The organism is Salegentibacter haimaensis (assembly GCF_054121495.1).
The window spans coordinates 429,401-452,768 of record NZ_JBSYGH010000001.1 but is presented as its reverse complement, the minus strand read 5'-3'; the positions used below and the strand labels follow the sequence as shown (position 1 = coordinate 452,768).

The 23,368-nt window shown below is 40.2% G+C and carries 24 protein-coding genes and 1 tRNA gene; 11 read left to right on the top strand and 14 right to left on the bottom strand.

Translation table 11 applies throughout. The features are described 5' to 3' along the window. Positions 1-6: 6 nt before the first annotated feature. From ACW6QP_RS02130 to ACW6QP_RS02095, 8 genes are all read right to left on the bottom strand, one after another. On the bottom strand, positions 7-1,794 hold the full coding sequence (locus ACW6QP_RS02130) for a tetratricopeptide repeat protein (protein ID WP_457909181.1): 1,788 nt from the start codon (positions 1,792-1,794) through the stop codon (positions 7-9). Between the two features lie 48 nt (positions 1,795-1,842). Further along, on the bottom strand, positions 1,843-3,114 hold the full coding sequence (gene serS, locus ACW6QP_RS02125; protein WP_457909180.1) for a serine--tRNA ligase: 1,272 nt from the start codon (positions 3,112-3,114) through the stop codon (positions 1,843-1,845). A 91-nt stretch (positions 3,115-3,205) separates the two neighbouring features. After that, the gene (locus ACW6QP_RS02120) at positions 3,206-4,399 is read right to left on the bottom strand and encodes an alpha/beta hydrolase-fold protein (protein ID WP_457909179.1); all 1,194 of its coding nucleotides are present in this window, start codon (positions 4,397-4,399) and stop codon (positions 3,206-3,208) included. A 58-nt stretch (positions 4,400-4,457) separates the two neighbouring features. Beyond that, a complete protein-coding gene (locus ACW6QP_RS02115; protein WP_457909178.1) occupies positions 4,458-5,777 on the bottom strand; it encodes an HTTM domain-containing protein in 1,320 nt (439 codons plus the stop codon). Next, on the bottom strand, positions 5,767-6,705 hold the full coding sequence (locus ACW6QP_RS02110; protein ID WP_457909177.1) for a bifunctional riboflavin kinase/FAD synthetase: 939 nt from the start codon (positions 6,703-6,705) through the stop codon (positions 5,767-5,769). Before ACW6QP_RS02110 ends, ACW6QP_RS02115 begins: the two co-directional genes overlap by 11 nt. A gap of 7 nt (positions 6,706-6,712) precedes the next feature. Next, complete coding sequence (gene pth / locus ACW6QP_RS02105) at positions 6,713-7,342, bottom strand: aminoacyl-tRNA hydrolase (protein ID WP_457909176.1); 630 nt, start codon at positions 7,340-7,342, stop codon at positions 6,713-6,715. 177 nt (positions 7,343-7,519) lie between these two features. Beyond that, on the bottom strand, positions 7,520-8,161 hold the full coding sequence (locus ACW6QP_RS02100; RefSeq protein ID WP_457909175.1) for a 50S ribosomal protein L25/general stress protein Ctc: 642 nt from the start codon (positions 8,159-8,161) through the stop codon (positions 7,520-7,522). 105 nt (positions 8,162-8,266) lie between these two features. Next, a complete protein-coding gene (locus tag ACW6QP_RS02095; protein WP_457909174.1) occupies positions 8,267-9,208 on the bottom strand; it encodes a ribose-phosphate pyrophosphokinase in 942 nt (313 codons plus the stop codon). A 218-nt stretch (positions 9,209-9,426) separates the two neighbouring features. Between ACW6QP_RS02095 and ACW6QP_RS02090 the strand changes: the two genes are divergently transcribed. Together ACW6QP_RS02090 and ACW6QP_RS02085 are read left to right on the top strand one after the other, a co-directional pair. Continuing rightward, entirely contained in the window at positions 9,427-10,608 is a 1,182-nt protein-coding gene (locus ACW6QP_RS02090; RefSeq protein WP_457909173.1) for a PepSY-associated TM helix domain-containing protein, read from the top strand. A gap of 75 nt (positions 10,609-10,683) precedes the next feature. Beyond that, on the top strand, positions 10,684-10,881 hold the full coding sequence (locus ACW6QP_RS02085; RefSeq protein WP_457909172.1) for a hypothetical protein: 198 nt from the start codon (positions 10,684-10,686) through the stop codon (positions 10,879-10,881). Between the two features lie 286 nt (positions 10,882-11,167). Here the strand turns inward: ACW6QP_RS02085 and ACW6QP_RS02080 are convergent. Then, positions 11,168-11,249 (bottom strand) — tRNA-Leu (locus tag ACW6QP_RS02080). Between the two features lie 167 nt (positions 11,250-11,416). Between ACW6QP_RS02080 and ACW6QP_RS02075 the strand changes: the two genes are divergently transcribed. Beyond that, positions 11,417-12,028, top strand: a complete 612-nt coding sequence (locus tag ACW6QP_RS02075) for a hypothetical protein (protein ID WP_457909171.1) — start codon at positions 11,417-11,419, stop codon at positions 12,026-12,028. A 211-nt stretch (positions 12,029-12,239) separates the two neighbouring features. Here the strand turns inward: ACW6QP_RS02075 and ACW6QP_RS02070 are convergent, their stop codons facing one another. After that, positions 12,240-13,253: a hypothetical protein gene (locus ACW6QP_RS02070; protein ID WP_457909170.1), complete on the bottom strand. Its 1,014-nt coding sequence runs from the start codon at positions 13,251-13,253 to the stop codon at positions 12,240-12,242. 219 nt (positions 13,254-13,472) lie between these two features. Here ACW6QP_RS02070 and ACW6QP_RS02065 point away from each other — a divergent pair, with 219 nt between their 5' ends. From ACW6QP_RS02065 to ACW6QP_RS02050, 4 genes are read left to right on the top strand one after another with little or no spacing between them, the layout of a single operon-like run. Next, positions 13,473-13,799 (top strand): helix-turn-helix domain-containing protein, encoded by a 327-nt coding sequence (locus ACW6QP_RS02065; RefSeq protein WP_457909169.1) that lies wholly within the window; start codon positions 13,473-13,475, stop codon positions 13,797-13,799. 3 nt (positions 13,800-13,802) lie between these two features. Next, positions 13,803-14,720 (top strand): DNA-methyltransferase, encoded by a 918-nt coding sequence (locus ACW6QP_RS02060; protein WP_457909168.1) that lies wholly within the window; start codon positions 13,803-13,805, stop codon positions 14,718-14,720. A 14-nt stretch (positions 14,721-14,734) separates the two neighbouring features. Beyond that, complete coding sequence (locus ACW6QP_RS02055) at positions 14,735-17,500, top strand: N-6 DNA methylase (RefSeq protein ID WP_457909167.1); 2,766 nt, start codon at positions 14,735-14,737, stop codon at positions 17,498-17,500. A gap of 10 nt (positions 17,501-17,510) precedes the next feature. Next, positions 17,511-17,816: a restriction system modified-DNA reader domain-containing protein gene (locus tag ACW6QP_RS02050; RefSeq protein ID WP_457909166.1), complete on the top strand. Its 306-nt coding sequence runs from the start codon at positions 17,511-17,513 to the stop codon at positions 17,814-17,816. A gap of 229 nt (positions 17,817-18,045) precedes the next feature. On the opposite strand, the gene ACW6QP_RS02045 is transcribed toward ACW6QP_RS02050, so the two are convergent. Continuing rightward, complete coding sequence (locus tag ACW6QP_RS02045) at positions 18,046-18,696, bottom strand: Na/Pi cotransporter family protein (RefSeq protein WP_457909165.1); 651 nt, start codon at positions 18,694-18,696, stop codon at positions 18,046-18,048. Between the two features lie 180 nt (positions 18,697-18,876). Between ACW6QP_RS02045 and ACW6QP_RS02040 the strand changes: the two genes are divergently transcribed. The 4 genes from ACW6QP_RS02040 (at position 18,877) to ACW6QP_RS02025 (ending at position 21,873) form a co-directional block, all read left to right on the top strand. Further along, positions 18,877-19,464, top strand: coding sequence for a HupE/UreJ family protein (locus ACW6QP_RS02040; RefSeq protein WP_457909164.1), 588 nt, complete (start codon positions 18,877-18,879; stop codon positions 19,462-19,464). A gap of 76 nt (positions 19,465-19,540) precedes the next feature. Then, on the top strand, positions 19,541-19,972 hold the full coding sequence (locus tag ACW6QP_RS02035) for a deoxycytidylate deaminase (RefSeq protein WP_457909163.1): 432 nt from the start codon (positions 19,541-19,543) through the stop codon (positions 19,970-19,972). Continuing rightward, positions 19,969-21,558 carry a S41 family peptidase gene (locus ACW6QP_RS02030; protein WP_457909162.1) on the top strand — a complete coding sequence of 530 codons (1,590 nt, stop codon included), beginning with the start codon at positions 19,969-19,971 and terminating at the stop codon, positions 21,556-21,558. The genes ACW6QP_RS02035 and ACW6QP_RS02030 overlap by 4 nt, the downstream gene beginning before the upstream one ends. A 9-nt stretch (positions 21,559-21,567) precedes the next feature. Next, entirely contained in the window at positions 21,568-21,873 is a 306-nt protein-coding gene (locus ACW6QP_RS02025) for a hypothetical protein (RefSeq protein WP_457909161.1), read from the top strand. On the opposite strand, the gene ACW6QP_RS02020 is transcribed toward ACW6QP_RS02025, so the two are convergent. From ACW6QP_RS02020 to ACW6QP_RS02010, 3 genes are read right to left on the bottom strand one after another with little or no spacing between them, the layout of a single operon-like run. After that, positions 21,870-22,496: an FAD-dependent oxidoreductase gene (locus ACW6QP_RS02020; RefSeq protein WP_457909160.1), complete on the bottom strand. Its 627-nt coding sequence runs from the start codon at positions 22,494-22,496 to the stop codon at positions 21,870-21,872. The two genes, ACW6QP_RS02025 and ACW6QP_RS02020, sit on opposite strands and share 4 nt — an antisense overlap. Then, positions 22,480-22,674 (bottom strand): hypothetical protein, encoded by a 195-nt coding sequence (locus ACW6QP_RS02015; protein ID WP_457909159.1) that lies wholly within the window; start codon positions 22,672-22,674, stop codon positions 22,480-22,482. Before ACW6QP_RS02015 ends, ACW6QP_RS02020 begins: the two co-directional genes overlap by 17 nt. Next, complete coding sequence (locus ACW6QP_RS02010) at positions 22,671-23,252, bottom strand: MarC family protein (protein ID WP_457909158.1); 582 nt, start codon at positions 23,250-23,252, stop codon at positions 22,671-22,673. Before ACW6QP_RS02010 ends, ACW6QP_RS02015 begins: the two co-directional genes overlap by 4 nt. Positions 23,253-23,368: the final 116 nt, after the last annotated feature.

Here is a 23,368-nt window from a genome sequence, read left to right as displayed (position 1 = left end):
ATTGAATTAATTGAGCTCGTCGCCACGCAGTGCCCTGAAACGGTTTCTGGCATCGACATAGTAAATACTGTCGGCAAAGTTAAAGATAATTTGCTCGTAATGAATTTTGGCCTTCTCAGGCTCGTTTAATTCATCGGCATACAGGCCCGCAAGATAAAAATGGGCATTATCGGTCAGGATTTCTTTAGGATACAATTCGATGATCTTAAGGTAATTGTCGGCAGCTTTTTGAAATTCGCCTTCCTTTTCCAGCAAACCGGCCTGTTTTAAAAGAGCCTCATCTTCAATTTTTTCTCCCTTATGCTGCTCAAGAATTTCTGAAAGCAACTTAATCGCTTCAGAATTTTTTTGCTGAAATGCAAGCAAATCGGCACGGGCGTATTGCTTTAAGGCGGTTTGCGTAGAATCTTCAATAGAATTATCCTGAATAAGCAAACTTAGCTCCATCGCATCGTTGGCGATAAGCTGAGAAGTGGAAGATTTCAAAACATCCAACTGAGTTTTAGCCCATTCGAAATCGCCTTTAAAATAGCTGGTTTTTGCAACTTTAAACCTTGCATTTTGAGCAAGTTCCTGGTTTTTCACCAGATTTTGTACCTGTGAATAATAGATTAAGGCCTCATTGAATTTTTCTTCAAAAACAAGGATATCGGCCAGGGCCATTTTAACCCTGGCTTTAGAAGCATCGGAATTTGTTTTTTCTGAAAGCTCCTTTAGCATCTTAATCGCCTCTTCTTTCTTCCCCAGTTTAAAAGCCAGGAAATTGCTGAAATCGAGTTGTACCTCCAGCGTATTTAAATCGTAACCATAGGTGCTTAAAAGCTCCCTGTAATCGGTTTCAATTTTATTAAATTCTGAAGCCCGGGCGGTTTCTGCATCGAGATTCAGAATAAATCTTCGGCCCTGAAGGATAAGATTTTCTGAAGGAGTTTCTTCGATAATAAAGGCAATGATCTCCCTGGCGGCATTAGCATCGCCAGAGCTGCGGGCCAACCCGGCGAGATTCAGTAAATTTTCGAGGCCGGTTTCCCCCCGGCGGTAAAGCGCTTTTTCCTGGGAAAAGGCTTTAGAAAATTCCCGTTGCTGAATATAAAGCCAACTCAACATTTCATTATACAAAACTTCCTGTGGGGCGGCCTGCATCTTTTTGATAAGCAACTTTCTGAAGATTTCATTGGCTTCTCCCCCGGGATCTTCGGTGATGTACCTGCCAAATTCCCGGTTTACGATATTGAAAAAATTGGGATTGCTTGCGATAAGTTCCAGGTAGTTTTCGAACATCTGTTCGGTTTTGCCCTGCTCGCCATAAATTCTGGCGAGTTGATGATGAAAATTCTGGTCGGGTTTCAGGCTCATCCCCTTTTCATAGGTTTCGGCGGCAAAGTCGAGCAGGCTGTATTTTTCAAATGCCCTGGCGATCGAAAAAGCGAAATTGGGCCGAGCGTCGACCGCATTTAAAGCCTCCCGATAATATTCCTCTGCCCTGTCTTTCTTTTGCTGAAGTTCGTAATTATGCCCCAATTCGATGAGCAAAGTAGGATTGTTGGCCGAATTATCCAGCCTTTCGCGCAAGAGGACTTCAGCTTCAGAAAAATTCTCCATTTGCTGAAGCGAGTTAACCATTCCGAAGAAAAACACAGGATTCGCCGGATTTTTAGCCGCCAGGTCTTCATAGAGTTTCAGGGCTTTTTCATATTCGCCACGATCAAAAAATCGTTTGGCCAGGTCTTCACTTTGCGCAGAAAGACTGCCCAAAGCCATAAAAAATAAGATAATAAAAGCCTGAATTCGCATATCGTAAAGATAAGCAAATGCCTAATTTTCAGCAGCGAAATAGGGAATTTAATCTATGCGGTCAAAACCTGTATAAGGTCGCAGGACTTCAGGAATCTCGATACCATTGGCGGTTTGGTAATTTTCCAATATTCCGGCAAGAACTCGCGGCAGGGCCAACGCACTCCCGTTTAAGGTATGCACCAATTGTTTTTTCCCGTCTTTGGCCTTGTAACGCAGTTTTAAACGGTTGGCCTGAAAAGTCTCAAAATTCGACACCGAGCTAATCTCCAGCCAGCGATCCTGGGCGGTAGAAAACACCTCGAAATCGTAAGTTAATGCCGAGGTAAAGCCAAGGTCCCCGCCGCATAATCTCAAAATACGATAAGGCAATTTCAGGTCTTTCAATAGGCTTTTCACGTGTTCCACCATTTTATCGAGTGCAGCATAAGAATCTTCGGGTTTTTCAACGCGAACCACCTCTACCTTATCGAATTGATGCAGGCGATTGAGCCCGCGAACGTGAGCGCCATAAGACCCGGCCTCTCTCCTAAAACAAGGCGTATACCCGGTACAGGCGATTGGCAAATCTTTTTCTGTTAACAATTCATCCCTGAACATATTGGTGATTGGCACTTCGGCCGTGGGGATCATATACAGATTATCTTCGGGCATATGATACATCTGGCCTTCCTTATCGGGAAGCTGGCCCGTACCAAAGCCTGAAGCCTCGTTAACCATTAAAGGCACCTGGTACTCGGTATATCCTGCTTCTTCAGCCTTGTCCAGAAAATAAGTAATAAGTGCACGCTGTAGCCTGGCTCCTTTTCCCTTATACACCGGAAATCCGGCTCCGGTAATCTTGTTGCCCAACTCAAAATCTATAATATCATATTTTTTTGCCAGTTCCCAGTGTGGCAAAGCTCCCTCTTCCAACTGCGGAATATCACCCTCGCGAAAAACCTCTTCATTATCATCTTCGCTTACTCCGGCCGGCACCAAATCGTTTGGAATATTAGGAATGGTATAAAGCAGTTGGTCCAAATCGGTTTGGATTTGACCCAATTTTTCTGAAAGTTCTTTGGACTGATCTTTTAATCCGGCGGTTTTTTGCTTGATAAGATTGGCTTTTTGATGCTCTCCATTTTTAAACATCAAACCTATCTCTTTAGAAAGCCTGTTGGATTCTGCCAGAATATCATCGAGTTTTACCTGAGTAGCGCGACGCTGTTCATCGAGCTCTAAAACCTGATCGAATAGCTGTGCAGCTTCAAAATTTCTCTTTTTTAAAGCAGCGATATAAGCTTCTTTATTCTCTCTGATATTATTGACTTGTAACATTTCCTGGCTTTACCGGTTTGAAGCTGCAAATGTAAAAAAAGCAGCGAAGAAAAATCGGGCTGATAGTTCTAAACCTGTTAGTTTTTAAAGTTTATTTGGAATTAACGCGTTTGTAGTCGGTTTCATAGAATTCCCATTCTGGATCTCCAGAGGCTTTTACCATTTCCAAAGCTTTCTTGAAATTATTTTTTGCCTGCTCAAATTGTTCATTTTCCTCGTAAGCCACTCCAAGAAAATTTTGAGCTTCAAACGAATTTGGATTCTGCTCCAGGTTGATTTTAAAGACTTTTATGGCATCCTCCTTAAATTCATCTTCATCGAGCAGGGTGAAGCCAAAGTTGGTAAGGGCTTTTTCATAATTGATCTCAAAACCATATTTTTCTGAAAGCCCCGCATAGTGGGAATTTATATCTTCAAGCACCTTGTCTACACCGCCTTCAGCCATAATTTCTTTTTTATTGGAAGGAACCTCATACTGAATTGGCTCAAAAATAAACTGAAGCCCATTAAAAAGGGAAGGTAGGCCCAGGGAGCCGTGAGTTTGTTCAAACATTGGCTCGAATTTAAAACGAAGATCTACATCATTTTCTTTGATATAGGAGGTGAATTGCCCGGCAAGCCTGTAGGTATTCCCCAACATGGTGCCCCCTTCGTTTGCGATGCTGAGATAAAACGCAGCACTTAGATCTTCATCTAATTCAAAACCCAAATCGAGATTTTCTGAAATTAATTCGTTGGTATACCACAAACTCGGACTAATAGTTATGTGAGCCTCAAAGAGCTCAGGTTTTTTCAAAAAAGTATAGGTATTGAAAAGGCCACCCAGGGAGTGCCCCACCAAAACCTTATACGGCGCAGCCCGATATTCGCTTTCGATATGAGGAATTAATTCATCTTCGAAAAATGTGAAAAACTTGTCGGCGCCGCCCCGGGTAGGTCGTGCATCTTTTTGTTCTTGTTTTAAGTTAAATCCCTGGGGAGTTAAATCCCGAATTCGCCTCGAATTTCGCAGCCCGACTATGATCATTTCGGGAATCAGCTTATTTAAAACCAAATATTCTACCGTCCCCACGGCCTGGGTAAAATTATAATAGGAATCCAGCAGGTATAAAACAGGATATTTTTTATCGGTCTCTGCATAGCTTTTTGGCAAATAAATATCAAGCAGGCGATCTTCCTGTAGAATTTCAGAAGGCAAAGTATGAGATTTACCTATGTTAATATCGCTTTGAGCATGTGATAAAGAAATTGTAAAAAGAAAGACAAAGACTATAGAATTTTTCATTTTTTGATTTTAAAAATTCATCTAATTTATAAAATCAATATTCAGAAACTAATAAATCTTAGTCTAAATCTGAAGGCAGGATCCAGTCGTGGTGTTTAAAATGCTGCCATTTTTCGGCGGCCATATCAACTTTAGGATCGATGAGTCTTCGCATAGGTCTCCCGTTAACGCTAACTTTCGCATCGATAAAAACCTGTACATCTTTACCCTCATTGGCATATTCTTTCTTTAATCGCTGTGCAAACTGCCATAGCAGATCGGGTTTGGAATTGATCGCCCGAAGCTGCTTGCGCGAGAGGTAATCGGCTTTCTTTACATAAATAGTATCGGTGGTGCCTTTTTCCACCACTTTAAAGGTGCTTCGGCCAGACTTCGATCTAAGCATCATTCGCCAGCTAAGGCGATGTCCCTCTTCGGTCCACAAAACATTATCCTGAAAAAACCAATGCCTAAGCGGTAAGGCCAGCTGAATTATAAACCATCCTGCCATAATTGCGATGAGAGGTTTACGGTAAGAAGGTACAATTACCTCATCCCCTTCGTAATAAGGTTTTCTGCGGAAGAGGAACCATCGATTAATATCTTTTGACGGAAAAAAGAACAAACTAAATGCAAGCGACAGATAAGGAAAAATGCCGATATGGAAGATAAAACTATTGAAAAGATGGAAGAAAATCGCTGCGATAAAGGCTATCCACCGGGTTCTTCGCCAAAGTAGGGCCGGGATAATAAGCAAATCGAAAATGAGTCCGAAGTAGGCTATAGCATAGCGTATCCAGGGTTTTTGCAAAAAGTCGCCTACGAGCCAGTAATCAGATTTTGCGGCCATTAAAATTGCCGGAAGGCTGCCATCCAGCCAATCGGGGTACATTTTTGCTATTGAAGCATAAGTGAAAACAATCCAGAGCTGAATTACGATTAACAACCAAACCCAGCGAGGCATCGAAATGCTGCGCAGGCTTTTATCTTTCCAGGCATCTATGGAAAGCCAGCGATGAGCCGGCAGAAAAAACATAATCATGCAAAGCAGCATGAGCAAATAATAATGATTGTTGTAGGAGGTTTTCTGCATCAGGTAGACCGCGCTCCACATCAGCGTGTAAGCCAGCATACTCAGGCGGTATTTATAACCCAGCATTACGAAAATTCCAAAAAGACCCATAATTCCGTAGAACCAGATCATTCCATTTCCCGGGAGGGGCTGGAGAAACTCAAAACCTATAAAATTAAAAGTGAATTGAGGCTCGATAAAACTACGCTTAATCCAGCCCGTGAAAATGGCTCCCCAGGCTTCGATGGTAATAAGCAGACCAAAAAACACCCTAAACACTACCAGGGCAGAATTATCTACCTGCTTAAACAGCCACCTATTGAGCATAATTATCTTTTATGTATTGTTTGGAGAAGGCCTCATCCTGCCGCATTGCGATCTTAAGGGCATCTACCGATTCAAATTTTTTCTCGTCGCGTATTCTAACCAACATTTCTATGCAAAGCTCCCGGTCGTAGAGATTTTGATCGAGGTTAAAGAAATAGGTCTCAATCGTTTGGGCTTCCCCGCCAACGGTTGGATTGGTTCCTATATTCATCATCCCGTACCAGGTTTGTTCATCAAAATTTGAACGCACCACATAAACCCCGTTTTTCGGGATGAGCTTATACTCTTCTTTCACTTCCAGATTGGCGGTGGGAAAATCGAATTCTCTCCCCAGGCCACGACCAGAGACCACCTTTCCGCAGAGGCTAAATGGAGATTGCAAATAAAGGTTGGCCCGTTCAACACGGCCTTCCAATAATGCATTTCTAATTTTCGTAGAACTTACGGCTACCTGGTTTACCTCTTCTTTGGTGATCTCCTCTACCTCAAAACCAAACTCTTCGCCAAATTCCCTAAGGGTATTGATATCGGCGTTTCGGTTTCGGCCAAACCGATGGTCATAACCAATAATCACCTTTCTGGCTCTTAATTTATTCACCAGAATATCGCGTACAAACTCCAGGGCAGTTAGCCTTGAAAATTGCTGGGTAAATGGATGTACCACTAAGTGATCTATACCGGTTTTTGAAAGAATTTGTTTTCGTTCTTCTATGGTGTTAATCAGCTTTATGCCGCTTTCCTTTTGCAGCACCATTCGGGGATGCGGGAAAAAGGTTAAAATCACCGACTCCAGGTTATCGGCTTTAGCCGAATTCACCAGGCGTTCTATTATTTTGCGGTGACCGGCGTGAACCCCATCGAAGGTGCCTATGGTAACCACCGTTTGTTTTTGACTTTGAAATGAATTTGCGCCTTTATGTTCCTTCAAGATGGGCCTATTTTCCGTTAAACGAATTCATTGTATTGTTCACTCCCGCAGTGCCAAAAGATTTAACCAATTCGGCCGACTTTTCCAGGCGTTCGGGCAGTTGTTTTTCTTCTTCCTCACCCCATTCTCCCAGCACATAATCTACCTGCTGGCCTTTGGAAAACTCATCGCTGATACCAAACCGAAAGCGGTTGTATTTAGTTGTATTCAAAGTTTGCTGAATATCCTTAAGCCCGTTATGGCCCCCGTCGCTGCCTTTGGTTTTTAAACGAATGCTTCCGAAGGGTAAATTGAGATCGTCTGTAATTACCAGTAAGTTCTCCAAAGGAATTTTTTCCTTCTGAAGCCAGTAATTCACGGCTTTTCCGCTTAAATTCATATAGGTTGCAGGCTTCAGCAAAATAAAAGTGCGGCCTTTAAATTTGAAGCGGGCAATATCTCCCAGTTTTTCAGAAGTGAAACTCACCTCTTCTTTTTCGGCCAGGTAATCCAGCACCTTAAAACCTATATTATGTCTCGTGTTGGCATATTTTGGGCCTATGTTGCCAAGGCCGGCGATCAAAAATTTCTTCATGGGATCGGTTTCTTCCTCCCGGGGAGCTTTTGGTTTAAGAATTCTTCCGAAGAAAGAAAGCATAGTATTCTTTTAAATTTTATCCCGGGCCTGGCCCGAAACAATTAAACGCTCGTTTTGAGGAGTAAATATAAAATTAAAAAAGTTCTCCCGGGCACCAAGACCGGAAGCAAGCTTTATTTAAAGTAAAAAGCACCCCGGTGGGATGCTTTTTATTAATTCTAAAGGTTGAAAAAGAGCTTATTCTTTTCCTTCTTCGTTTACTTCAGTTGCCGGTACTTCGTCTGCAGCTACTTCATCTTCATCATCTTCGTCGTCCTCAAGGGCTACGATGTTTCTTGAAGTTCTTACCTGACAAATTACGGTGTTATCTGGATGCTGAATTTTGAATTTCTCATCTTCAACAGCAGTAACATAAAGTTTTTGACCAATTTTAAGCTTGGTTACATCGGCTTCGATGAAGTCTGGAAGATCGCCAGGCAATCCTCTAACTTTCAAACGACGCAGGTTGTAACGCAATACCCCACCATTTTTAACCCCACGGGCCACACCAACAGTGTGAATTGGGATTTCCATAGAAATTGGTTTGTCTTCGTAAATCTGGTAGAAATCTACGTGCAAAATAGCATCGCTAACCGGGTGAAATTGAATATCCTGAAGTACAGCATCGAAAGTGGTACCATCTTCAAGCTTAATTACCACGGTGTGCACATCGGGAGTGTAAACCAGGTCTTTAAACGAAATTTCATCAGCAGCAAAGTGTAATGGTTCAGCATCTCCTCCGTATAATACGCAAGGAACCTTTCCAGCATTACGCAGGTCTTTGGTTGACCTTTTGCCTACGCTTTCTCTTTTAGATCCGTTGATCGTAATCGATTTCATGTGTAAAAATTTTTAGGCTGCAAAAGTAAGCTTTTTTCCTTTGTATGAAAACTTAGATTTCATAATTTCCTGGAAAACTTAAATTTCTGAAATTCAAGCTTCTGCTTACATGATGAATTTTGAGCTAATCGACTCATTTTCGTGCACCCGCTTCATCACATCTGCAAAGAGTTCGGCGCAGCTTACCACCTTTATTTTCCGGGATTCCTGTTTTAGCGGAATAGAATCTGTAACGATCAATTCCTGAAGTTTGGAGTTTTCGATGCGCTCATAAGCCGAGCCTGAAAGTACCGGGTGGGTACAAATAGCTCTAACGCTAAGGGCGCCCCGCTCCATCATCACATCGGCGGCTTTGGTGAGCGTTCCGGCAGTATCTACCATATCGTCTACCAGGACCACGTTTTTACCTTCTACGTTGCCAATTAGCTCCATATGGGAAATCACATTGGCCTTGGCGCGTTGCTTATAGCAAATCACCACGTCGCTTTCTAAAGCTTTGGAATAGGCATAGGCTCTTTTCGAACCTCCCATATCGGGAGAGGCGATGGTTAGATTGTCAAGACCCAGGCTTCGCAAATGAGGTAAAAATATGGTGGAAGCATATAAATGATCTACGGGTCTTTCGAAAAAGCCCTGAATTTGATCGGCGTGAAGATCCATTGTAATAATACGCGTAGCACCCGCAGTTTCGAGAATGCTGGCGATCATTTTGGCCGCTATTGGCACCCTGGGTTTATCTTTACGATCCTGCCGGGCCCAGCCAAAATAAGGGATTACCGCAGTGATATGGCGCGCAGAAGCTCTTTTAGCAGCATCTAACATAAGCAGCAGCTCCATTAAATGATCACTTCCCGGGTGGGTTGAACCAATAATAAAGACCCGCGAGCCTCGCACCGATTCTTCGAACGAAGGTTGAAATTCACCATCGCTGTAAGTTGAGGTAATTACATTACCCAGTTTTGTACCAAAAGAAGCTGCGATTTTTTCGGCCAGTTCACGGCTTTGAGTACAGTTAAAGATTTTAGCCTCAGGGATTAAATTAGGCATAGACTTGTGTTGTTTTATGTGTGAAAATAGTTGCCCTGCAAATTTAGAAATTTAATCGGTTTATGAATTTGATTTGAGATTGAAACTATTATGAAGAAATAATCAAATCCTTATTTATAAAAATTCTAAATAAAACTTGTCAATCCCAATTCGCGCATTTATTTTAGCGCCCTATTTAGATTAAATCTAAATATTGATTAACTAACCTCATTATAGAAATGGCTAAGAAGAAAAAGGGCTGGCTTAGAAATTTGGTGCGACAACTTCATTTGTATTTAGGTTTGGGCACAGGCCTGGTAGTATTTATAGTAGCCATTACGGGTTGCCTGTGGGCATTTCAGGAAGAGATCAAAGTTTTGACGGATAATACCCCGGAAGTTATACCACAATCTGCGGAAGAAATCGATCCCCTGGAAGCCAAACATATCGCCGAAGCGGTTTTCCCCGGGAAGCACGTACACGGGACCCTGTACCCGGGTGGAGACCAGCCCATACAGGTGATTTTTTATGAGCCCGAACCAGAATTCTACAGCTCGGTGTTTATAGAACCCTGGACCGGCGAGGTGCTGGCAACCGAAAATCACCTCAGCGGATTTTTTCATTTCGTGCTCGACGGACATATGCGGCTCTGGCTTCCGAAGGAAATCGGAGAACAGATCGTGGCCTGGAGTACGGTGATTTTCTTTTTGATCCTGGTTTCGGGAATTATTCTCTGGTGGCCAAAAAACCTGAAAATCTGGAAAAAACGCAGTAGGTTTCAGTGGAAAGCCACTACCGGCTGGAAACGCAAAAATTACGATTTGCACCAGGTGATTGGTTTTTATGCCAGTTTTATCGCGGTGATTTTCATTTTTACAGGACTGGTTATGGCTTTTGAACCTTTTAAGGAGGCGGTTCACAAAAGTATTGGTGGAGAGAAATCGGCGATATTCGATGTGCCATTAAATGAAACCGGGGTCCTTAAAGCCACCGCCGGCGAGGAACCTATTCGGGAATTACTGCCTATGTTAAAAGCTAAATTCCCCGATGCCAAAGATTTTGAAATTCACTATCCTTACGATGACAGCTACAGCCTGTACGTAGAGGTGGGAAATTCGGAAGGGATTTATTACGATGCCGATTACCGGTATTATGATCAAAACGACCTTCGTGAGATTCCCAGTCAAACCATCTACGGAGTTTACGAAGAAGCCGGGGTAGCCGATAAGATTCTAAGGATGAACTACGATATTCACGTGGGCGCCATTGCCGGTTTGCCGGGAAAAATTTTAGCCTTTTGCATAAGCTTATTTATCGCCAGCCTGCCGGTAACCGGATTTTTGCTCTGGTACGGAAGGAAGTTTAAAGCGAAGAAGAAAAGACCTCAGGCCAAATATAAAAGGGAGTTGCAGGAGGTGTAGTGCATTCAACTCCATATATTTAGAGCAAAACTTATTACCTGGATTTTTGTTATATTTGAGATAAAACTATTTGAAATGGAAACAATTGTTATTAACACCAAAAATAGTGGCAATGCTGAGCTCCTTCTGGAGCTTGCAAGAAAACTTGGTGAGAAAGGAAGAAAGTTAAGCAAAGAAGAACAAGAAGATTTCCTGTTAGGCTCTATAATGGCTGCCGATAAAACAGGAAAAACAGTTTCCAGGGAAAGCATCATGGAAAATTTAAAACCTTAATGAAGGTATTATTTGATAGAAACTTCAATAAAAAAATCTTTAAAACATATTCAGACCCTGAAAAAATTAGCTGGGTTTAAAAGCTACTATAGAATCAAATTAAAATCATATCGAATTGGCCTGGAGTATATAAAACCCAACCAATTGTATTTCATAACTATTCTACATCGAAAAGAAATTTATAATAAGTTCCCCTAAATTTTATATTGAAGGTATATCATCCTTTTTATAAGGGTGTAGTTTTTTTCCACAAAAAAACCCCTGCCGGGAGCAGAGGTTTTGCAAGTACCTTGGGCGGGAATCGAACCCGCACTTCCGAAGAAACTGGATTTTGAATCCAGCGCGTCTACCAATTCCGCCACCAAGGCAAATTGAATTGGAGGGCAAAAGTAAAAAAAATCTTCATATCCCGCTTTTATTGTTTCAATTTTTTCACCGCCAGGTTTCCTAAACGTTAAATCTTAAAAAAAACTTAAAATATTTTGAAGCCCGAATACCATTTTTTGTAGTTTTATTCTCTATTAACCATCGAAATATGCGAAATCTTCTAAGCAGACTTAAATCTAACTGGTCTTCAAAATTCGACATTGCCACTCCCGAACTTCCGAGACTGGAAACTATAATTAAAGATGGAAACTGGAAAGTGTATAGCTTTTCAAACGATTCGCTTATAGCATTTTCTAAACCAGCGAAAAATCAAAGGGCCTCGCTTAGCTTTTCACGTATTAGCGGACTCAAACTCGGGAATTTCTGGATTAACGATGAAGAGCAACAAAATAATCTCGGGATTGGTCTGCGCACGATTAATGGAGATAATCAAATTGTATTTTTAACACGCGATAATGAATTTAATCTCCTTAAAGACGATTGTATAAGCATAATTTTTAGTAACCGAACTGCTTTAACTTTCGTGGTATCTCCTTCTAATTTAAATGCTCCAGGGTACTCCGGTATTAAAGAAGCCTACACCAGTGTTTGCTCTCATGATATCCAAAAACTTTATAAACACGAAGCTATTGCCTGGCATTACTATTCTCACGAAACCCCCGAAACGCTTCAGGGAAATTTTGATAAGCGGGAAAAACGGCTTTTGAGAGAAATGACCTATTCCTACCATAGCGTCTTGAAGAAAAATCAGCTGATCTAACTTATTGATTTTCAAATTTTAACAGGTTTTTTAAATATTGGATTACAATTTTTGTAATTTTAGTGCACTCCCCCTTTCTTCCCTGCTTAGCCGATAATTTCATTTTCCATGAGAGATGACAGGCTTGAAAATATCATAAAAATTCTATTCTTAATTGGCGGGGTAATTTTAGCGGTGGTTTTGGTCGCCCGAATGTCGGCATAGGCCGGGCTCAATACTCCTGTTCTCTGGCTGCTTTCTGGCCAAATTTCCAATACAGAATTGCATTACAAAGATTATTCATTGAAGATACGCTTTGCCTTATCATATTGGTTAAAGTAGAAACCGGCACCTGTAAGTGCTTTTTATGGGAAATATTTTCGTATAAAAACTGAATGCTTTTCTCATAAAATTCTTCATTTTCTTCCAGACAGGTCTGGATTATCCCCGCCGAAGTCTCCACAAACTCCTCTTTCTCCAGAAAAACCTCGATTTTTTGAAAACGGGAATCTACAAAATCTTTTAGCCTAAGCAGTATTTTATTGGCAAATTCATCATCGCTGTCCAGGATAAATCTAATGTTATGCATAATATCCTTCACATCTTTTGCTGAATAGATCAAAGACCTCAGGGCCATTATCCCCGAGGTCAATCGGGCAGCTTCTTCGGGGCTTAGGTTTTTTTCCTGAATTACCGCATAATAACCGGTAAGCTCATCTTCAAGACTTTTAATCTCCTCGTATTTTCGGCTTAAATTCGTGGCGGTGCTGAAGATCGTTTTCCACTGAAATTCCCTGCTTTTGGCATTTCTCCCAATCTGGAAACAGTCATTGATAAATGCCCGGGTAAGGTCGTAAACCTGCCTTAGTTCCCCTCCTAATGCCTGTATAGCCACATCGGACACTTCAGGAGGGATATTCTGAATAAACACAGATCTTCCCTGCGGAACCTTACTCACAAAACGCGACTTTAAAAATCGGGTAAAAGCCGGGATAAAGGGATAGAACAAAACGATCATAATAAGATTAAGCAGGGTATTAAGCAATACCAGCTCCACTAAACGATCTTCAATTCCGAAGAAATAATAAGTGACATCTACCAACTGCCTTATGAGAAAGAAAAGCAAGGTACCGGTAACCACATTAAAAGTCACATGTGCCAGCGCCAGCCGTTTTTTATCGCTGGTACCACCAAGAGCACCAATCACCATAGTGGCGGTGGTGCCTATGTTAGCTCCTATCACCATAGCTACTGCACTGTAGTTGTGCGTCAGTGTAAAAGCCGACCCGCAAATGGCACATTTGGTTTTTTCCGACACACGAGCCAACGCTAAAAAAAAACCAAAAGAGCCATTTTTTGCCACCGCGCTGACATAAGCCGTAGCTAAAAAAACTTCTCAAGAATTCTGATTGTAGAGAAATATTAGTATTTTTGACAAAATTGTCAAGGCAAAATATTCAAGGTAATGAAAGAAACATTTGGAGAATACATTCACAATTTGCGGATTGAGAAAGGCTTAACGCTAACAAAACTTGCGGCAGCACTTGATATAGACCAATCAACTCTTTCCAAGATTGAAAATAAAAAACGCAATGTTCCAGAGGAAATACTTCCTAAACTTGCCAAAGTTTTTAAACTTGACATTACATCTCTTGAAAAGGAATTTTACAGCGAAAAGATCGCTGAAATGATTTACCGAGTTCCAGACTCAACAGAATTGTTGACATTGGCAGAGGAAAAGGCAAAATACTACAGGTTGTCTAAGGTTAAACAAGGAAATTTAAAATTTTAAAAAATGGCAAAATCAATAGAGCAATATATAAACAAAGTTATTCAAGGCGACTGCTTAGAAGTTATGAAAAACATTCCAAGCAAGTCAATAGATATGATTCTTTGTGATTTACCATACGGAACAACACAAAATAAATGGGATTCCGTGATTGATTTAGACCAACTGTGGGAACATTATGAGAGAATCATCAAAGATAATGGAGCAATAGCCTTGACCTCACAAGGACTTTTTACAGCTAAGTTAATTATGAGCAACGAAAAATTGTTCAAATACAAAATTGTTTGGATTAAGTCAAAATCAACAAATTTCCTTAATGCAAAAAAACAGCCGCTTCGTAAACACGAGGATATCTGTCTTTTTTATAAAAAACAACCATTATACAATCCTCAGATGACGAACGGAGAGGCATACGACAAAGGGATTAGAAAAGACCAATTTACAGGTAGTTATGGAGATTTTAAACCAAAACACGTAAAAAGCAATGGTGAGAGATACCCGAATGATGTTGTTTGCTATGAAGAACAACCCATTGACGATTTTGTATATGTGAAAACAGCGGAATCCGAAGGGCCTGTTTTGCATCCGACACAAAAACCAATTGAATTAGGAAGATACCTCATAAAGACCTTTACAAAACCAGGAGATGTTGTTCTTGACAATGCTTGTGGCAGTGGTAGTTTCCTACTTTCTGCAATTCTTGAAAACAGACAATTTATTGGGATTGAAAAGAATGAAGATGTTCTGCTACATAAAGTAAAGCCAGTTGATTACATAAAAATTTGCACTGACAGAATTCAAGAAACACTTAAACGCAAGGAAATTGAAGAATCAACTTTAAGATTATTCAATGAGCCAATTGCAAAATATCATACACTTAATTACAAAAACGGAAAGGCTAAAGCAAGTCCAGCAATTTATTAATTGAACTACCTGAAATGGCAAAAGTTACTTACAACGAAAGAAGTTGGGCAATAGACGTAATAAGTGAAATAGGCTTACACCTTGCAAATAAGAGTTGGCACTTTAAAAGTGCAGGTGGTGAAAGTACCATAAGCAACGAAAAGTCAAGTCTATTTCCTGATGTGTTGATTTTCAAAGACCAAACAAGAAATATCATTTTACAAGGTTGGGAATTGAAAATGCCTGACACGCCAATTAATGATGCTGAACTCATTGTCAATGCAATCAAAAAAGCCAAAATTTTACAAAGAGACAGTTTTATTCTGTGGAATGTAAAGAGTGCCGTTCTTTATTCTAAACAAGGAGATTCATTCACAATTTTAAAAACTTGGAATGACATTGACATTAATAACCGATCAGAAGTAAAACCAAAAGAATCTCTTTGGAAGTCATTACTGCATACCATACTTTCAGACTTAAACGGCTATTTTGAATCAGGAGAAATATCGGATGAAGTTTCTGCAGAAATTTTAGCTGTTGATGCAATCATTGATGTTATTCTCGAAAATATATCCTCGACAGCAGAAAATATAAGGGCTAATTTAAGGAGAAACTCAAGACTTGAAGCTCAAATAAATAATTGGTGGTTATCCTCTGCAACAGAATATGGTTATAATCCGACAGCAGCAAAAGACGCTTCAAATAAATTACCTACTCTTTCAAAAGTAATATTAACAGATTGGGTTTTTAAAATCATCTTCGCAAATGTTCTGAAAAGACATTTTAATGAAGCAAGAGCAATAGAATCAATAAACAATGAAACTTCGATTGAGCAAGCGAAGGAAATAATTGCCTCAATATCCGAGCATTGTAATTTTTGGAATATTTTCAGCGATAACCTTGCAATTGAGTTCATTTCAACTTCTGCTTGGAAACAGATTATCCAGTTAAATCAGTTTCTTTCATCAATCAACATTGCAGGAATTGAAATAGAAATCCTCCATAATTTGCTCCAATCTTCGATAGTATCAGCAAAACGGAAAGTTGCAGGACAATTCGCTACACCTAAAAAATTAGCCGATTTATTGGTTAGGTTAACAATAGAAGACAAAGAGGGAATTGTAATTGACCCCTGTTGCGGAACAGGAACAATTATCAATCAAGCATATTTGCTCAAAGAAGAATACGAGTTCAACCAAGACCAAATTATAAACAGTATTTGGGCATCAGATAAACAATCTTTCCCTATTCAATTGTCTACACTTACTTTGGCAAAGCCAAACAACATTGGCAAGGTGTTAAACATTTTTAGAAAAGATGTGATTGAATTAGCAACAGGGCAAAATGTAACTTTCAAAGACCCAAACAATGGAAACGATATTGTAAAAATTTTCCCAACTATAGATTATGTTGTTTCAAACTTACCATTCATCAAGAGTAAAGAAATTGAAGTATTAAACCCGAACATAACAGAAATAAACAATTTCATTCAAAAAGAAGCTGACACCACAAAATCACTAAGTGGCAAAAGCGATATTTTCGCTTACATCCCCTTTTATCTGCATCAGCTACTTTCTGAAAACGGAAAAATTGGGCTTATACTTTCGAATGCTTGGTTGGGAACAGATTATGGAGAAATTTTCTTAGAGCTTATTCAAAAATTCTATGACATTGAAACTGTTGTAATTTCAGGAAAAGGAAAATGGTTTGACAACGCAGAGGTAGTAACTACTTTCCTAATTGCAAAAAAGCGAAACCCAAATACTCCAATAGACCAAAACAGAACAATTTCATTTTGCACCCTAAAAGAAAGCATAAACGAAATACCTGATATTAAACAATTGAGCGAAAGAATACTCTTAAAAAAGGAGAATGAATTAATTGGAATACAAAGTTATTCAATAAAAAAAATAAAGGTATATCACGATTTCGGTATGCCTTGGATGCCATTATTTACTAATATTGATTGGCTCAACTCAGTGAGCGCAAAACTAATTGACGCAAAATCATTTTTTAGTTTTAGTCGTGGTGAAAGAAGAGGAAAAAATGCTCTATTCTATCCACATTCCAAAAATAAGATTGAAAAAGATTATCTCAAGCCTTTGTTGAAAGATTTAAAAAACACAAAAAGCCTGAAAAGCGTCCCAAATAAAGTCGCATTTTGCTGTTCAAAGACTATTGAGGAGTTGGAGTTTCTTGGGCACACCGGTACTTTAGAATGGATTAGATCTTTTGAAAATCAAAAAAATGGAACAGGAAAACCTTTACCTAAAGTTCTTGCAAAAACAGGTATGCAATGGTATGAGATGCGTCCTAAAAAGGAAGGAGACTTTGTCGCTAACGTAAATTATGACAAAAGTTTATTTATATCTTATGTGAATGGTGAAATGTTTATCGATCAAAGGATGATTGTATTTGCAATTAAGGAGAAATATAAAAATGAAAATCAAGCTTTATTTCTTGCAATTTTAAACAGCGTTTTAAGTATGTTTTTTATCGAAAGTTTTGGTTTTGGTAGAGGACAAGGAGCTCTTGATTTGAGAGCAACAAAATTTAAGAACGACTATAAAGTGTTAAATATTAGCAATTTGACACCTAAGCAAAAAGAAGATATTGTCAAATCATTTCAACCAATCATAAATAGAAACAGACTACCATTAGAACAAGAAGTTGAACAAGCAGATAGAATAAATTTTGAGAGAGTTCTTTTTGATGCTTTTGAAATTTCTCAACATTACGAAGCGATAAAATCATCCTTATTGCATCTATACAATATAAGATTTGCAGTTAAGGATATATAATTATTTGAAAATGGAAACAAAAACAAATGACCTGACTGAAATAACGTTAAAAATGCTTTTAGACGAAGGAATTATTGAAAATGGAACAGTTTTATATTCTGACACTAATCCTACTAAAACAGCAAAGATAAATTCAGATGGTTTTATTGACCTGAAAATTGACGGGAGTCAGAAACTTTATCCATTTCCGAGTGGTGCAGCAAGGGCATTAGTTAACTTAAGTGTTAATGGGTGGAAATTTTGGAAAATAAAAATCAATGATGAACTGAAGGAAATTTCAGAATTAAGACAAATCTATAAGGAAAGAAAAAAGTAATGCCAACGCTAAAAGCCATACACATTTGCAATTCGCACCAGCCACCACGCAAGCCCAAAATTGCAAAAGAGTATGTCTTTACCAACGCTGACAGACGACCGAAAAAAAACACCGAACGCACAACATTGTATAAAAGCAATAGCGGGTGTAGTGGTAAAATCAAGGTCTGTGCATTTAATAAACTTTGGTGGTGGCGGACAGGTAATAGCCTTGAAATCCGCTACTGCTTTTATACTTGACCGATATCGATAAGTTCTGCGTTAAGCGCGCTTAAAATAATCACGATAAGTGCCGAACTGGATTGCAACAAAGCAGTCACCACAATACCCACGAGCAAAAATGCCCATAAACCATAGGAGGCCACTAAATTTAGATTCAGTTGTTCGGCCAGGTTTTCTATGGCATCTTTCATAAAATCAAGACCCAGAAACAGCAGCCCGAAACCTACCAGGAATCCGCCAAGGTTTTTGAGGATGGGTCTGGAGTTAAGAAACAAGTAACTTAAAATCCCTACTGCGAGAAAAGGAAAGGAAAAATCGGCAATATTCATCTTGAAACCCAGGGTAGCCACAATCCAGGCTGTAATAGTGGTTCCCAGGTTAGCTCCTAAAATAATCCCTAACGAACTTTTCAGGCCTAGAATTCCGCTGCCCAGAAAAGCCAGCACCAGCAAGGTCACCATAGAACTGCTTTGCAGGATGGCGGTAATGCCGGCGCCGGTGAGAATGCCTTTCCAGGTTTTTCCGGTAAAACGTTTCAGAAGTTGTTTGAATGCCTTCCCGGTAAGGCCTTTAATCCCATCTTCGAGATGCCGCATTCCGAAGAGAAAAATCCCAAGACCGGCGAAAAACATCCAAAAATCAAAACCAGAATTCGACATAGGCTGGAGTTTGAGTTAAAGATACTTCATACGCCCGCTTAAAAAGCTGAGTTTTATCAGGATTAAACCAATAAAGCCCAAGCTCCAAAGCTGAAGTAGAGCCATCTTTTAGGCTTCGGCCTGTTTTTGCAAATTATTGAATATGTTGTACTTTCGGCCTTTTCTTAATAAAAAAACTCTATGTCCCAATTTTGGTTGTATTTCAGGCTCGGGCTGGAACATGTCTTAGACTGGCAGGCTTACGATCACGTTCTGTTTTTAATAGTACTGGTTGCCGCTTATGGATTTAGCAGCTGGAAGAAAATCATTTGGCTGGTCACCCTTTTTACCCTGGGGCATACCCTGGCTTTATTTCTCTCGGTTTACGGAATTGTAAAAGTAGACCCGGCCTGGGTAGAATTGCTTATACCGGTCACCATTTTGCTAACTGCCTTTTATAATATTTTCACCGCCGGCAAGAAGGAAGCGAAAAGAAATATGAGTATGCTGTATTTCAGCACGGTTTTCTTTGGCTTAATTCACGGCCTGGGCTTTTCAAGTTATTTTAAAATGGTTTCGGCCAACCAGGATAGCAAATTCCTGCCCTTGCTTGAGTTTGCCCTGGGAATAGAAGTTGCCCAGATAATCGTAGTGCTGGCTGTAATGATTATAGCATTTGCAGCCCAGAATATTTTTAATGTAAGCAAGCGCGATTGGATCCTGGTAAGCTCGAGTTTGGTAGTCGGAATTATTTTACCAATTCTGCAGGAAAATTTTCTCGCGATTTAATAAATTAGAGCTGAAGTTTATGCAGGCTACCCAAGTATAACCTCTCCCCCCAAAACCGCCTTAGTGGCCTGAGATCATGAATAAAGAAAAACAACTAAAATTTGACAAAGCTTATTTAAGAATCGCAAGAGAATGGAGTAAATTATCTCATTGCAAACGCAAACAGGTTGGCGCGCTTATTGTAAAAGACAGAATGATAATTTCTGATGGATATAACGGTACCCCAACAGGCTTTGAAAATTATTGTGAAGATGATGAAGGATACACCAAATGGTACGTTTTACACGCTGAAGCCAACGCTATTCTAAAAGTAGCGGGGTCTACGCAAACCTGCCAGGGAGCCACGCTGTATATCACGATGTCCCCCTGCAAGGAATGCAGCAAGCTCATACATCAGGCGGGCATTACCAGGCTGGTGTACCATATAGATTACAAAGACAATTCGGGTCTTGAATTTCTTCGCAAAGCCGGAGTGAATTTGGAACAAATAGAAAAACTGGAAGATTGAAAGGAAAATCGAAAATATACCTGCCCTTATTGCTGGCCCTGGCCTGCAGCCTTGGTATTTTACTGGGCGGGAAACTCAATTTTTCCTCTTCAAAAGATGGCCTGTTCTCCTCAAACCCCAAAAAAGAAAAACTCAACAGGCTCATCGATTATATAGATTATGAGTATGTAGACAATGTAAATACCGATAGCATTGTAGACCTTACTGTAAACCGGATTTTGGAGAATCTCGACCCTCATTCGGTTTATATCCCTTCAGCTGAATATGCCAATGTAAGCGAAAATATGAAGGGAGATTTTGTGGGGATTGGCGTTAGTTTTTACAATGTGCAGGATACCGTGGTGGTGATTCAGGCCATTGAAGGTGGTCCCAGTGAAAAGATAGGCATTCGCGGGGGTGACCGAATTCTCTACGCCAATGGCCATCAATTATTCGACAAACAATACAGCGCCGATTCTCTTACCCGACATCTAAAAGGAGAAGAAAACTCAAAAGTTACTCTCAAAGTCTTCAGAAAAGGAATTAAAGATTTGCTCACCTTTAATGTGCGTCGCGGCCGGGTACCCTTAAAAAGTGTAGATGCGTCTTATATGCTTACCGAAGATTTGGGATATATAAAGATCAACCGTTTTGCCGAAAGTACTTTCAAGGAATTTAAAGCGGCCCTGGACCAGCTCAAAAAACAGGGTGCAAAAAAAATTGCCTTAGACCTGCGCGATAACCCCGGAGGCTATCTTTCTGAAGCCATCAATATTGCCGATGAATTTATAAAAGACGGAAAGCCTATACTTTACACCAAAAACAAAAGCGGGGCCATAGAAGAAACCTTCGCACGCCGTAAAGGAGATTTTGAGAATGGAGGGGTTTACGTTCTTATCAATGAAAATTCGGCATCGGCCAGCGAAGTGGTGGCAGGAGCGCTTCAGGATAATGACGTGGGTACTATAATAGGCCGCAGATCTTACGGGAAAGGCCTGGTGCAGCGGGAAATGGAGTTAGGCGACGGTAGCGCGGTGCGACTTACCATTGCACGCTATTACACCCCTACCGGGCGGTCAATTCAGAGACCGTATAATAATGGAAATGAGAGCTATTTCAAAGATTATATGCAGCGCTACAAAAATGGCGAACTGAATAATCGCGACAGCATTAGTGTAGATGACTCCCTGCAATACAAAACCCCTAAAGGGCGCATAGTTTATGGCGGCGGGGGCATAATTCCCGATGTTTTTGTTCCGAAAGATACAGATACCGAAAGGGAGCAACTCAACATTCTTCTTAAAGGAGGTTTTATTGACAGGTTTATTTTTAAAGTGCTTGAAGAAGATCGCAGTTATTATAATTCGCTTAGCCGAAAAGACTTCGAACAACTTGAAATTGGAGACGACCTCATCAACGACTTCATTAGGTTTGGCCGGGGCGAAAATCTGAGCATCAGGGTTTATAAATACAAAGATGTGCTGGTTCGTTATCTTAAAGCTACTATGGCCCAGCAGCTTTTTGGTACTACCGCCTACGAAAAATTGAAGAACGAAGATGACCTGATAATTAAAAAACTTATAGAATTATCGGTTGAAAATCCTTAAATTGGCAAGGTGAACGAATTTTACGAAAATCTTGTAATTTTTATGTTGGTCTCTCCGCTGCTTTGCTACATCATCGCAGTGAGCTTCAGGCTTTTAGACAATAGCACCCTAATTTTGCTTCAACAAGAAATATTGGTAAATTCTTCTAATGTTTCCATTAAATGTATAAGATACCACATTCAGAACAGCAAGGACCTGAGCTTTAAATCCAGCTTACAAAAAGCCCTGATTTTCAGGTTGCTACACCGGGTTTTCCTGGTCCTTATGTTTTGTTGTATGCCACTTACCATTATGGCATTCTTCATCCTTAACTAAAGCAGTTTATCGTGCACTTTCGTGTGCTCCCCATCGTTCCACAGGGTTAAAATATCGGTAGCCACACTGGCACCACTGCCGCAGGCAATCGCGAACTGACTTCTCCAGCCGGCCAGGGTACCCGCAACATATAATCCCGGTAAACCCAGGTGATCTTCATTTTTTAGCTGAAGGCGCTGCTTTTCGGGTTTAGCTTTTTTATGCGGAATAATATATTCCTCAAACCCTTTAATTCTCATAGGGCTGCTATAGCCCACCGCCACGACTACTGAAGCTGCCGTATATTCAGATTTATTGGTAAGAATCTCAAAAACCTGTCCCGATATTCGAATTTCTTTTACCCTCTCCTTTTCCAGCTGAATTACACCCGGATACTTTTGAGCCAAATGCCCGGGTGCGGTGCTGAGGATTTCCATTCCGGTAGTGCCGGGTTCCAGTCCCAGAACATTATTGAATAGCGCACTTTGTAAATGAGAAGCTTTTTGATGCAAAACAATGCCCACTCGTTTATTGCGGGCAAAATCTTTCTCCAGTGCCGAACCTAAAATGAGCGCACAGGAGAGCCCGGCTGCACCACCCCCCACGATAAGCACATCAAAATCGGGTTTATTTATGTTTGGCATTTATTTTTCTGGAGATTAGAAGAATTCCCATTAACACAATCACACACAGGCCGGCAACGCTAAGTAATACAGCGGTACCGCTATCGCCTTCTAAAGGCTCATTAAAATCGATATAGGTTAGATTATAGCCGGTTAGGACTACAGCAAGAATTGCGATGGTATAAATCAAATATTTCATGAAAATAAACTTTGAATATTAGCGGTAAATAATTTTACGGCAATGGCCAGCAAGATAACACCAAAAATTTTCCTGATCACATTAATTCCCTGTTTGCCCAGGATGCTCTCAATTTTCCCTGAAGATTTTAGAACTATATAAACTATAATAATGTTTATAACAATTGCGATGATGATATTCAGGGTGGCGTATTCGGCCCTTAGCGATAAGATCGAAGTTAGGGTTCCCGCCCCGGCAATTAACGGAAAAGCCAGGGGAACTACCGAAGCCGTTTCAGGGGCCTCGTCTTTATACAAAGTAATTCCAAGAATCATCTCCAAAGCCAGAAAGAATAAAATAAAGGCACCGGCCACGGCAAAGGAATTTACATCGATCCCAATTAAATTCAGAATTTCTTTACCTACAAATAAAAACAGGATCATTAAGATCCCGGCGACTAAAGAAGCCTTTTCACTTTGAATTTTCCCGGCCTTTTGGCGCAAATCTATGATAATTGGGATGCCCCCAATAATATCAATTACCGCAAAAAGAACCATACTTGCAGCAAAAATCTCTTTGGTGTTGATAGTTTCCCACATAGCTCCAAATTTTCGGCAAAACTAATTTTAATTTCTTTCCGGGCCATACTTCTGAACATTAAATAATTATAAACTTGGGCCTAAGGATTTTCAGAAGAAAAATTCAGCTTCATATT